Origin of the sequence: Janthinobacterium sp. Ant5-2-1 (genome assembly GCF_001445815.1) — a bacterium.
In the GTDB taxonomy this organism is placed as follows: Bacteria; Pseudomonadota; Gammaproteobacteria; order Burkholderiales; family Burkholderiaceae_D; genus Janthinobacterium; species Janthinobacterium lividum_E.
In genome coordinates this window covers 1-11,683 of the sequence record NZ_LNCE01000081.1, presented here as the reverse complement: position 1 = coordinate 11,683, position 11,683 = coordinate 1, and the positions used below count along the sequence as shown (strand labels likewise).

14 protein-coding genes are annotated in these 11,683 nt (G+C 57.8%); 3 read left to right on the top strand and 11 right to left on the bottom strand.

The genetic code is table 11. The features are described from left to right. Positions 1 to 14: 14 nt before the first annotated feature. The 11 genes from atpG to mnmG all read right to left on the bottom strand — a co-directional run bounded on the left by atpG (position 15) and on the right by mnmG (position 9,954). The gene (atpG, locus tag ASN89_RS23475) at positions 15 to 890 is read right to left on the bottom strand and encodes a F0F1 ATP synthase subunit gamma (RefSeq protein WP_046681852.1); all 876 of its coding nucleotides are present in this window, start codon (positions 888 to 890) and stop codon (positions 15 to 17) included. 62 nt (positions 891 to 952) lie between these two features. Next, positions 953 to 2,494: a F0F1 ATP synthase subunit alpha gene (gene atpA / locus ASN89_RS23470; protein ID WP_034752701.1), complete on the bottom strand. Its 1,542-nt coding sequence runs from the start codon at positions 2,492 to 2,494 to the stop codon at positions 953 to 955. 78 nt (positions 2,495 to 2,572) lie between these two features. Then, complete coding sequence (locus ASN89_RS23465; RefSeq protein ID WP_034752699.1) at positions 2,573 to 3,118, bottom strand: F0F1 ATP synthase subunit delta; 546 nt, start codon at positions 3,116 to 3,118, stop codon at positions 2,573 to 2,575. Positions 3,119 to 3,120: 2 nt separating this feature from the next. After that, the gene (locus tag ASN89_RS23460; RefSeq protein ID WP_058050960.1) at positions 3,121 to 3,591 is read right to left on the bottom strand and encodes a F0F1 ATP synthase subunit B; all 471 of its coding nucleotides are present in this window, start codon (positions 3,589 to 3,591) and stop codon (positions 3,121 to 3,123) included. A gap of 43 nt (positions 3,592 to 3,634) precedes the next feature. Then, complete coding sequence (gene atpE, locus ASN89_RS23455; RefSeq protein WP_034752695.1) at positions 3,635 to 3,913, bottom strand: F0F1 ATP synthase subunit C; 279 nt, start codon at positions 3,911 to 3,913, stop codon at positions 3,635 to 3,637. Between the two features lie 59 nt (positions 3,914 to 3,972). Continuing rightward, positions 3,973 to 4,782 (bottom strand): F0F1 ATP synthase subunit A, encoded by an 810-nt coding sequence (gene atpB / locus ASN89_RS23450; RefSeq protein WP_046681851.1) that lies wholly within the window; start codon positions 4,780 to 4,782, stop codon positions 3,973 to 3,975. Positions 4,783 to 4,833: 51 nt separating this feature from the next. Beyond that, positions 4,834 to 5,202, bottom strand: a complete 369-nt coding sequence (locus tag ASN89_RS23445) for an ATP synthase subunit I (RefSeq protein ID WP_034752692.1) — start codon at positions 5,200 to 5,202, stop codon at positions 4,834 to 4,836. 270 nt (positions 5,203 to 5,472) lie between these two features. Continuing rightward, entirely contained in the window at positions 5,473 to 6,360 is an 888-nt protein-coding gene (locus ASN89_RS23440; protein ID WP_046681850.1) for a ParB/RepB/Spo0J family partition protein, read from the bottom strand. A gap of 64 nt (positions 6,361 to 6,424) precedes the next feature. Then, positions 6,425 to 7,195: a ParA family protein gene (locus ASN89_RS23435; RefSeq protein ID WP_034752687.1), complete on the bottom strand. Its 771-nt coding sequence runs from the start codon at positions 7,193 to 7,195 to the stop codon at positions 6,425 to 6,427. Positions 7,196 to 7,363: 168 nt separating this feature from the next. Further along, positions 7,364 to 8,008: a 16S rRNA (guanine(527)-N(7))-methyltransferase RsmG gene (gene rsmG / locus ASN89_RS23430; protein ID WP_058050959.1), complete on the bottom strand. Its 645-nt coding sequence runs from the start codon at positions 8,006 to 8,008 to the stop codon at positions 7,364 to 7,366. Then, the gene (gene mnmG / locus ASN89_RS23425; protein WP_046681847.1) at positions 8,005 to 9,954 is read right to left on the bottom strand and encodes a tRNA uridine-5-carboxymethylaminomethyl(34) synthesis enzyme MnmG; all 1,950 of its coding nucleotides are present in this window, start codon (positions 9,952 to 9,954) and stop codon (positions 8,005 to 8,007) included. The genes rsmG and mnmG overlap by 4 nt, the downstream gene beginning before the upstream one ends. Positions 9,955 to 10,282: 328 nt before the next feature. Between mnmG and sugE the strand changes: the two genes are divergently transcribed. The 3 genes from sugE to ASN89_RS23410 form a co-directional block, all read left to right on the top strand. Next, positions 10,283 to 10,603 carry a quaternary ammonium compound efflux SMR transporter SugE gene (sugE, locus tag ASN89_RS23420; RefSeq protein ID WP_035823456.1) on the top strand — a complete coding sequence of 107 codons (321 nt, stop codon included), beginning with the start codon at positions 10,283 to 10,285 and terminating at the stop codon, positions 10,601 to 10,603. A gap of 11 nt (positions 10,604 to 10,614) precedes the next feature. Continuing rightward, positions 10,615 to 10,974: an NADH-quinone oxidoreductase subunit A gene (locus ASN89_RS23415; protein WP_058050958.1), complete on the top strand. Its 360-nt coding sequence runs from the start codon at positions 10,615 to 10,617 to the stop codon at positions 10,972 to 10,974. An 85-nt stretch (positions 10,975 to 11,059) separates the two neighbouring features. Beyond that, positions 11,060 to 11,683, top strand: a 624-nt coding sequence (locus ASN89_RS23410) for an iron-containing alcohol dehydrogenase (protein ID WP_152988666.1), incomplete at its 3' end; no start/stop codon positions are given.

Genomic DNA, 11,683 nt, shown 5'->3' with positions numbered 1-11,683 from the left:
ATAGTTAAATTCGTTTAAACCGCAGCCGCACCGGCGACGATTTCGGAGAGTTCTTTGGTAATCGCAGCTTGGCGGGTCTTGTTGTAGATCAGCTTCAATTCGCCGATCACACTACCCGCGTTGTCGCTTGCAGCTTTCATCGCGACCATCCGTGCCGATTGCTCGGACGCCAGATTCTCCGCGACTGCCTGGTACACCAGCGCTTCTACATAGCGCTCCAGCAATTCGTCGATCACGCTTTGCGCGTCCGGCTCGTAGATGTAATCCCACGAGTGAGCACCCTTGTCGGCGACCATCTTGTCGGCCGTCAGGGGCAGCAATTGCTCCACGACTGGTTCCTGTTTCATCGTGTTGATGAATTTGGTGTAGCACAGGTACACTGCATCGATCTTGCCTGCCTGGAACTCCTCGAGCATGACCTTGACAGGTCCGATCAGTTTGTCCAGGTGGGGCGTATCACCAGTTTGAATGGCAGAGGCGACGATCTTGACGCCGATGCGATTCAAAAAACCCAAACCCTTGTTACCGATGGCAACTGCTTCAACCCGGTTGCCAGCTGCTTCCAGCTCGCGCGACTTTGACGTCACCTGGCGCAGGATGTTGGTGTTCATGCCGCCGCACAGACCCTTGTCGGTCGTGACAACGATGAAACCCACTGCCTTCGCTTGCGTACCCTGGGCAGCTGCCAGGAACGGGTGCGTGTATTCCGGATTGGCGGTCGCCAGATTGGCGGCGATATTCCGAATCTTGTCACTGTAGGGACGGGCGGCCCGCATCCGGTCTTGCGCCTTGCGCATTTTGGACGCGGCGACCATTTCCATCGCCTTGGTGATCTTCTTCGTATTCTCTACGCTCTTGATCTTGCCTCGTATCTCTTTGCTTGATGCCATGAGTCCTTACTCCTTCTGCGCGTAGGGCGGCGCCTCACTCGAGGTGGGCGCCGCCTGGCCGCTTAATATGCGCCGGATTTCTTGAAATCAGCAATGGCCGCCGACAGAGTTGCTTCGCTGTCTTTGTCGAGTTGCTTGGTTTCTTCGATCTTGGCCAGCAGAGCAGCTTGCTTGGTCTTCATGTAAGCGTGGACACCAGCTTCGAACGACAGCACTTGCTTGACTGGCACGTCGTCCATGAAGCCTTTGTTCACCGAGAACAGCGATACGGCCATCAGCGAGATCGACAGTGGCGAGTATTGGGCTTGCTTGAGCAATTCCGTTACGCGGGCACCACGGTCCAGCTGCTTGCGGGTCGATTCATCCAGGTCCGAAGCGAACTGCGCAAATGCGGCCAGTTCACGGTACTGCGCCAAGTCGGTACGGATACCGCCGGACAGGTTTTTGATGACCTTGGTCTGGGCGGCGCCACCGACGCGCGATACGGAAATACCGGCGTTAATTGCAGGACGGATACCGGCGTTGAACAGCGAGGTTTCCAAGAAGATCTGACCGTCGGTAATCGAAATCACGTTGGTTGGAACGAATGCGGACACGTCGCCAGCTTGCGTTTCAATGATCGGCAACGCCGTCAGGGAACCGGTCTTGCCTTTGACGGCACCGTCGGTGAACTTCTCGACGTAGTCGGCGTTCACGCGTGCTGCGCGTTCCAGCAGACGGCTGTGCAGGTAGAACACGTCGCCTGGGTACGCTTCGCGACCTGGTGGACGGCGCAGCAGCAGCGAGATTTGACGGTATGCAACAGCTTGTTTGGACAGATCATCGTAGACGATCAGTGCATCTTCACCGCGGTCACGGAAGTATTCGCCCATGGCGCAACCGGAGTACGGCGAGATGTATTGCATGGCGGCCGATTCCGAAGCGGAAGCGGCGACAACGATGGTGTATTCCATCGCGCCGTGCTGTTCCAGCGAGCGCACGATGTTCTTGATCGACGAGGCTTTTTGGCCAATCGCGACGTAGATACATTTCATGCCCTGGCCTTTTTGATTGATGATCGCATCAATCGCCACAGCCGACTTGCCGGTTTGACGGTCGCCGATGATCAGTTCGCGCTGGCCGCGGCCAACTGGAACCATCGCATCGATCGACTTCAGGCCGGTTTGCATTGGTTGCGAAACGGATTCACGGGCGATCACGCCCGGTGCGATTTTTTCAATCGCGGCCGTCAGTTTGGTTTCGATGGCGCCTTTGCCGTCGATCGGCTGGCCCAGTGCGTTGACAACGCGGCCGAGCAGCTCAGGACCGACTGGCACTTCCAGAATGCGGCCGGTGCATTTCACCGTGTCGCCTTCGGAGATGTGCTCGTAGGCACCCAGAATCACGGAACCGACGGAGTCGCGTTCCAGATTCATTGCCAGGCCAAACGTGTTGCCTGGGAATTCCAGCATCTCGCCTTGCATCACGTCCGACAAACCGTGGATGCGGCAGATACCGTCGGCGACGGAAATAACCGTGCCTTGATTACGCACTTCAGCGCCGCCGTCAAGACCTTGGATCCGGCTCTTGATCAACTCGCTGATTTCAGATGGGTTGAGTTGCATACTAACTCCTAAAAGTGTTTCTCTCAGCTTGCGCGAGGGGTAAGGGTCTGTCTAAGCTGGCCTGCCGAAGCGCGTGTCTTACGACACCAGTGCAGCGTGCAGTTGCTGCAACTTGGCGCGCACCGAGGTATCGAGCACTTGGTCGCCAACGACCACGCGCACGCCGCCGAGCAGCGATGGATCCACTGTGACGGCAGGGTTGAGCTTACGACTGAATTTCTTTTCCAGCGTTGCGACCAGCTCGGCCGTTTGGCCTTCGCTCAGATCGAAAGCGCTCGTGATCTCGGCGTCAGCCGCACCTTCCAGGCCATTTTTCAAGGCATGGAATTGCGCGCCGATTTCCGGCAGCAGGCTGATGCGGCCATTTTCGATCAACATCGTGACGAAGTTTTTCACTTCCTCATTGAGCGGCGATTTCAACAACGACAGGATGGTGGCGGCGACGTCGCTTTCCGAAACTTTCGGATTGCGCGCGTACGCCTGTACCTCGGGGTGGCTACCGATCTGTGCCAGTTCGGACACCAGCTCGGACCACGCCGCGAGGTTGCTTGACTCCTTACCAGCTTGGGCTACGCGGAACAAAGCTTCCGCGTAGGGACGGGCGACGGTTGCGAGTTCTGCCATGATTACAGCTCGACAGCAAGACGCTGCAACATTTCGGCGTGAGCCGTAGCGTTAACTTCACGCTTCAAGATCTGCTCGGCACCCTTGACAGCCAGGTCAGCCACCTGAGCGCGCAATTGTTCGCGTGCTTTCGACAGTTGCTGTTCGGCGTCCGACTGGGCTTGCGCAATGATACGCGTAGCTTCAGCTTGTGCATTTTGCTTGATCTCTTCAGCAACCAGCTGCGCGCGCTTTTCAGCGTCCGCAACGCGTTGCGACGCTTCTTCACGTGCACTGTTCAATGCCTCTTGCGCACGCTTTTCAGCGACTGCCATCGAAGCTTGACCTTGATCGGCCGCAGCCAATCCATCCGCGATTCGTTTGGCACGCTCATCCAGCGCATTGTTCAGCGCTGGAAATACGAACTTCATCGAGAACCAGACCAACACCGCGAAGGTGATCATCTGGCCGATGAGCGACATATTGATGTCCATACCTTTGCTCCTAACTAAAAGTTTCTCCTAGGGTTGGAGCGAATTACTGAGCAACAGCCGTCAGAGCGGACAGGAACGGGTTAGCGAACGTGTACAGCAGAGCAACACCAACGCCGATCATCGAAATAGCATCCAGCAGACCAGCGATAACGAACAGTTTGGTTTGCAGTTGTGGCATCAGTTCTGGTTGACGTGCCGAAGCTTCCAGGAATTTGCCACCCAAGATAGCGAAGCCCAGAGCGGTGCCGATTGCGGCCAGGCCGATGATGATTGCTGCTGCCAGAACGGTCATGCTTTGTACTTGTGCGATCAGAGCTTGCATAAAATTCTCCTAAATTTAAAAACGAAAGATACTAAAAAAACAAAATATAAAGTTAATGATTAATGTTTCTCAACCGCGAGGCTCAGATACACAACCGTCAACGCCATAAACACAAAAGCTTGCAAAGTTACAATCAAGATATGGAAAATTGCCCATGGACCACCCAACGCCCACTGTGCCCACCAAGGCAACAACGCGATCAAGATGAAAATCAGTTCGCCGGCATACATATTGCCGAACAGTCGCAGCGACAGGGAGATCAGTTTTGCAACCAGCTCAACCATTTGCAGCAAGAAATTGACAGGTGCCAGGGCGATGGTGCCGATCAGGCCGCTCGCATGGAACGGTGCCGTGAACAGTTCCTTGATCCAGCCGCCCAGGCCCTTGGCCTTGATCGAGAAGGCGATCACGCACAGCACGACCGACAGCGACATGGCGAAGGTGTGGTTGACGTCGGCGGTCGGCACGGCGCGCAGTTTATGCACGCCAAACCAGCTCAGGATCTTCGGCAACAGGTCAACCGGCAGGAAGTCCATCGCGTTGAGCAACCAGACCCACACAAAAATAGTGATGGCCAGCGGCGCGATGACCTTGCTTTTCGCGTGGAAGGCCCCATTAATAGTGTCATTGACGATTTCCATGACCATTTCGACGAAGTTTTGCAACTTGCCAGGGACACCAGCCGTCGCGCGGCGCGACGCCATATAGAAAACAGCCAGGAAAACAAAGCCCAGAATGGCCGAAATCCAGAACGTATCCAGATTGATCATGCCGTCGGCACTTCTCAGGTGGGCCAGATGGTGACTGATGTATTCTGTGGCGTTGGCCGGGGCAGCATGGCCCGCTTCAATAGCGTGTTCTGTGGTCATAATGAATTTAGATTTGTCGTTTCAGAGCTCAACAGGCCCCAAAACCAATGATTAAACAGCGAGCAATGAAAACCAGTATGCTAAGGTTGCCACCGCGAAACCCAAGATCAGCCATAACCAGGCGGCCGACTGAAACAACACCAGTGCCAATATAAACAGCACCGCTGTGATAAATATTTTCACCACTTCTGCGCGCAAATGCGCCCGGAATGCCTTATTGGCGTCGCTAGAACCGCGAACCACCAACAGGGCATACACCAGGCTACCGATGACTGCGATAGCGCCGCCGTATGCGGCGGACCAGCCTCTGACACTGCCACCGAAAAACAGGGTGACCGTGGCAAAACTGATAGCGATTGCTAGCTGCAAGGCAACTACTTTGTAGACTGGCTTGGCAATACTTTGTTGTGAATCACTCAATTGCCAAGTTCCCAGAAAAATCTACACACGCAAAGACACGGGATTATAGTTGGCTTTGATCTATAGAGTCAAACGTTGCTGCACCGCAGCAGGGCAATTGCTGCGTGAAACTGACGCTTTACCGACTATTCGCCGCCTTTTGCACCACTATATGGCAAAGCCGCTTGTCTGGCCGCTTCCAGCCGTGTTATCAAGGAATCACGTGGTGCATCCGGAAAGCATGGCCGGATTGTCCACACCCGCATGGCCCCTGCCTTTGCAGCTTGCTATTTAACCACGCAAGCGGGTCAACAAACCATCCAATACGTCAAGATCGGCAAAATCGATCACCAATTGGCCACGGCCCTTGTTGCCCATCTTGAACACCACGGGCGTGGCCAGCGCATCGGACAGCTCTTCTTCCAGGCGCGCGATGTCGCCGGACTTTTCCTTTTGCCGCGGCTCGACCGGGTTGGCCGCTTCCTCGACCGTGCGCGTGACGAGCTTTTCCGTTTCGCGCACGGACAGGCGCTTGGCCACGACCTGGTTCGCCAGGGTGATCTGGCTGGCCGCATCGACGGCCAGCAGCGCGCGCGCATGGCCCATGTCGATATCGCCGGCCATCAGCATGGTTTGCACGGGAGCGGCCAGGTTCATCAAGCGCAACAGGTTCGACACGGCGCTGCGCGAGCGTCCCAGCGCCGTGGCCGCTTGCTCATGCGTAAAACTGAAGTCGGCGATCAGGCGGTGGATGCCTTGCGCTTCCTCCAATGGATTGAGGTCTTCGCGCTGGATGTTCTCGATCAGCGCCATGGCGGCGGCAGCCAGGTCGTCCACGTCGCGCACCAGTACCGGCACTTCCGTCAGGCCGGCCAGTTGCGAAGCGCGGAAACGGCGTTCGCCGGCGATGATTTCATATTTCACCAAGCCGCTCAAGGTGTCTTGCCCGATCGGGCGCACCAGGATCGGCTGCATCAGCCCTTGCGCCTTGATCGAGGCGGCCAGTTCGTTCAAGGCTCCCTCGTCCATGCGCGTGCGCGGCTGGTATTTGCCGGCTTGCATTTGCGACACGGGCAAGTTCGACGGTTGATTCGTGTCCGGACTGGTGAAGTCGCCACCGCCGCCGCCCAACAGGGCGTCGAGTCCGCGACCCAATCCTTTTAATTTTTTCGTAGCCATGCTGTCCTAATCGTGTTTTCAGAGTAAGCGCTTACATCATGAAGTGCAGACGCCCGCCCCTTGTTTACATATGTTTGATGCGTTCGACCATCTCGGCGCCGAAGGCGATATACGCCTGGGCACCTTTCGAGCTGGGGTCGAAGGTCACGCCAGGCAGGCCGTACGACGGCGCTTCGGCCAGACGTACGTTGCGCGGGATGATGGTATTGAACACCTTGTCGCCGAAGTGCTGTTCCAGCTGGGCCGACACCTGTTGCGATAATGTCATGCGTGGGTCGAACATCACGCGCAACAGACCAATGATCTTCAGATCCGGGTTCAGGTTCGCATGCACCTTCTTGATGGTGTTGACCAGGTCGGACAAGCCTTCCAATGCGTAGTACTCGCACTGCATCGGGATGATCACGCCATGCGCGGCGCACAGGCCGTTCAAGGTCAGCATCGATAATGCCGGTGGGCAATCAACCAAGATGAAATCGTATTCGCCGTCCACTTCGGCCAGCGCATCCTTGAGGCGGCGTTCGCGGTTGTCGAGTTCGACCATCTCCACTTCGGCGCCGGCCAGTTCGCGGTTCGATGGCAAGACGTCGAAGCGCCCCGCCTCCGAACGCTGGCGTGCCGTCTTGACATCGGACTCGCCCAGCATCACTTCATAGGTCGACGCCTTCAAGCCGGCCTTGTTGATGCCGGCGCCCATGGTCGCATTGCCCTGCGGGTCGAGGTCGACCAGCAGCACGCGCTGGTTCAACTTGGCCAGACCGGCGGAGAGGTTGACGCTTGTTGTGGTTTTACCAACACCACCCTTTTGATTTGCTACACAAAAAATTTTGGCCATGTATCTTCTAGTTGTAAAGAGATGCAAACTTCATCGTGCGCCCCGGCATTGGACCGAAACGATTTATACTATTTATTTAATTTATACGATATAAATCGTTTATACGGTTTATATTATTTATACGGTATAAACTGTTTATATGATTTATACCATTTAATTCTGCGGCCTTTAAATTCTTGCTATAAAGACCAGATGACGCTCTGCATTTAGCCCTGGCACCTGGATTGCTCGTAATTCCGTCACTTTCCAGTCTGCCGGCAGTCGCTCGCGCTCGTCTGGCGGTGCCACCCCTTTCAAGGCGATGAATTGCCCGTCCTCGGCCAGCACGTGGTTCGACCAGTTGACGAAGTCGGACAGGTCGGCAAAGGCGCGCGAGGTGATCACGTCGAATTTCTGCTGCACTTCCAGCTGTTCCACCCGTTTCGTGTACACGGTGACGTTGCTCAAGCCCAGTTCCGCCTTCACTTGCGTCAAGAATGCCGTCTTTTTATGCACGGTGTCGATCATCGACACCTTGATATCGGGCCGCGCGATGGCCAGGACCATGCCCGGCAAGCCGCCGCCAGCGCCCACATCGAGCACATTCTTGGCATCCGCGAACGCCGGCACGGCGGCCAGCGAATCGAGCACGTGCAGGGTCAGCATCTGCAGGGGATCGCGTACCGACGTCAGGTTGTACACGCTGTTCCATTTGGCCAGCAAGGCCAGGTAATCGAGCAGTTTTTCCGTCTGATCCGCGCTCAGATCGAGTCCCAGCGCGGCGATGCCTTCATTCAAAATCTGGGCCAATGCGGCCCGGTCAAACTGCTTCATTCAACAACCTCGTCCTTTAAAGTGGTGGTCTGTATTTCGGCCTGACCAGCGCCAAAACCGCGCTTTTTCAGGTGCACCAGCAGCAGCGAAATCGCCGCCGGCGTCACGCCCGAAATGCGCGATGCCTGGCCCAGGGTTTCCGGACGCTGCTTGTCGAGTTTTTGCCGCACTTCGACCGACAGCGCGCCGATATCCAGGTAATTGAAACCTTCTGGCAAGGCCAGGTTTTCATAGTGTTCGTGGCGCTCGATTTCCTTGCTCTGGCGCTCGATGTAGCCCGCGTATTTGAGCTGGATTTCCACCTGTTCGCGCACGGCGGGATCCATCACACCGGGGCCGGCCAAGGCCTGGCCTTCCATGCCCGTCATGCTCATCAGGGTGTCGTAGGCCACGTTCGGGCGGCACAGCAGGTCCGCCAGCGAGTACTCGCGTTCGATGGCCTGGCCGACGATGCGTTCCGACTCGGCGGCCGCCAGGATGCGCGGATTGACCCACGTGGAACGCAGGCGCTGCAGTTCCAGCGCCACCGCTTCGCGCTTGGTCTCGAACGCTTGCCATTGGGCGTCGCCGACGCAGCCCAAAGTGCGGCCGATTTCCGTCAGGCGCATGTCGGCATTGTCTTCGCGCAGGCTCAAACGGTACTCGGCGCGGCTGGTGAACATGCGGTACGGCTCCTGCACGCCCTGGGTGATCAGATCGTCGACCAGCACGCCCAGATAGGCCTCGGAGCGGCCCGGTACCCAAGCTTCCTTGTCCTGCGTCAGCAAGGCCGCATTCAGGCCCGCCAGCATGCCTTGCGCGGCCGCTTCCTCGTAGCCCGTGGTGCCGTTGATCTGGCCGGCGAAGAACAGACCAGCGACGGCCTTCGTTTCCAGCGACGCTTTCAAGCCGCGCGGGTCGAAATAATCGTATTCGATGGCGTAGCCGGGACGCAGGATGTGGGCGTTTTCCATACCCTTCATCGACTGCACCAGGGCGATCTGCACGTCGAACGGCAAGCTCGTGGAGATGCCGTTCGGATAGAACTCATGCGTCGTCAAGCCTTCCGGCTCGAGGAAGATCTGGTGCGATTCCTTGCCCGAAAAACGGTGGATCTTGTCTTCGATCGAGGGGCAATAACGGGGGCCGACGCCCTCGATGACGCCCGTGTACATGGGGCTGCGGTCCAGGCCGGCGCGGATGATGTCGTGCGTCTGGCTATTCGTGTGCGTGACCCAGCACGGTACCTGGCGCGGGTGCATGGCCGTGTTGCCCATCACGGAAAACACGGGCACGGGATCGAGGTCGCCCGCCTGCTCCTGCATGACGGAAAAGTCGATCGTGCGGCCATCGATGCGCGGCGGCGTACCCGTTTTCAAGCGCCCTTGCGGCAGCTTTAATTCCTTCAAGCGGGCCGACAGCGAGATGGCAGGCGGGTCGCCGGCACGGCCAGCCGAATAATTATTCAAGCCCACGTGGATCTTGCCGTCGAGGAAAGTACCGGCCGTCAGCACGACGGCGCGCGCGAGAAACTTCAGGCCGATCTGCGTCACGGCGCCGACGACCCGGTCGCCTTCGACGATCAGGTCATCGACGGCTTGCTGGAACAGCCACAGATTAGGCTGGTTTTCCAGGCGCGTGCGGATGGCGGCCTTGTACAAAATACGGTCGGCCTGGGCGCGCGTGGCGCGGACTGCCGGGCCTTTTGAGGAGTTCAGGATGCGAAACTGGATGCCGGACTCGTCGGTGGCAATCGCCATCGCACCGCCCATGGCATCGACCTCCTTGACCAGGTGGCCCTTGCCGATGCCGCCGATGGAGGGATTGCACGACATCTGGCCCAGTGTCTCAATATTATGCGTGAGCAATAGCGTCTTCTGCCCCATGCGGGCGGAAGCGAGGGCCGCCTCGGTACCGGCGTGACCACCGCCGACAACAATGACGTCGAATTCTGTAGGAAATAACATGATAAATAGGTAACAGTGCAAGTAAAAATGCGGGAAGAGAGCTCCGATTATAGAGTCTTTTTGCAAGCGCAACCTTCCACGGGCCATTTTTTGCTTAATTTTTACTCAGCAAGGGCAAGCCGACGGCGATTTTTGTTTCACGTGGAACACGCGGCGCTGCCAAGACAGGGCACTGCGTCGGGCTGCGGCAGGGTGAAATGTTTGCTACAATTGCCGCATCGTCCGCATCCGTGGCCACGCCAGTGGCCAGCGGGACGATCATCCAGGAGGACGGCCTCCCCCATCATGGGAACACACCGGGACGGCCCGCTCTGTATAAGGAGCCGCCATGGCCTGGATACTGTTACTCATTGCCGGCATGTTTGAAGTCGTGTGGGCATACTCGATGAAACTCTCCGAGGGTTTCACCAGACTTACTCCCTCCGTCATTACCATCGTCATGATGATCGCCAGCTTCGGCTTGCTGTCGCTGGCCATGCGCACCCTGCCCTTGGGCACGGCCTATACGATCTGGACGGGCATCGGCGCCGTCGGCGCCTTTATCGTCGGCATCGTTTTTCTGGGCGAGCAAGTCAACACCATGCGCGTATGCGCTGCCGTCCTCATCGTGTGCGGCATCGTGCTGATGAAACTGTCGTCCAGCCACTGAGAGGAATCCCCATGCTCCTCGAAAACTATTTTCCCGTCCTCCTGTTCATTCTGATCGGCATCCTCGTCGGCATCGTACCCATGCTGCTGGGCCGTGCGCTCGGTCCACACAAACCGGATGCACAAAAACTGTCGCCGTACGAATGCGGCTTCGAAGCATTCGGCGACGCGCGCATGAAGTTCGACGTGCGTTTCTATCTGGTCGCCATCCTGTTTATCCTGTTCGATATCGAAGTCATCTTTCTGATGCCGTGGGCGGCCAATGTCAACGAACTGGGTTTGCCCGGTTTCTGGGCCGTCATGGGTTTTCTCGCCGTGCTGACAATCGGACTAGTGTATGAATGGAAGAAAGGCGCACTGGACTGGGAGTGAGCGACGTATCTGGTTCCACGTGAAACAGGCGCGGTGTGGAAAAGCGGAGTAAGCTTGGCTTCTGTCCTCACTGTCAGGAGTCTGCATGTCCGCCTTCCAGTTCCGCACCGTGCCCCATCTGATCGTTGAACCGGGTGCCGCCGCCCAACTGGGCACGCACATCGCCCACCACTTCCCGACCGTACGCCGCGCCCTGCTCGTCACCGACGCAGGCTTTTTGCGCACGGGCCTGGCCGATGCCGCCCTGCACAGCTTGCAAGCGACCGGCATCGAAGTCCACGTGTTTTCCGACGTGCAAGCCGATCCGCCCGAAGCCATCGTACTGGCTGGCGTGGCCCAGGCGCAGATGTTTCACGTGGAACTGATTATCGGCCTCGGTGGCGGCAGCTCGCTGGACGTGGCCAAGCTGATCGCCGTACTGGCGCCGGGCCACCAGGAACTGGCGCAACTGTATGGCATCGGTAATGTTCACGGCCAGCGCCTGCCCCTCGTGCAATTGCCGACCACGGCCGGCACGGGCTCGGAAGTGACGCACATCGCCATCGTCACCACGGGCGCCACCAGCAAGATGGGCGTGGTCGCGCCGCAACTGTATGCGGACCTGGCCATCCTCGACGCCAGCCTGACCCTGGGCTTGCCGCCCGCCGTGACAGCTGCCACGGGCATCGACGCCATGGTGCATGCGATCGAAGCGTACACCAGCCGCCTA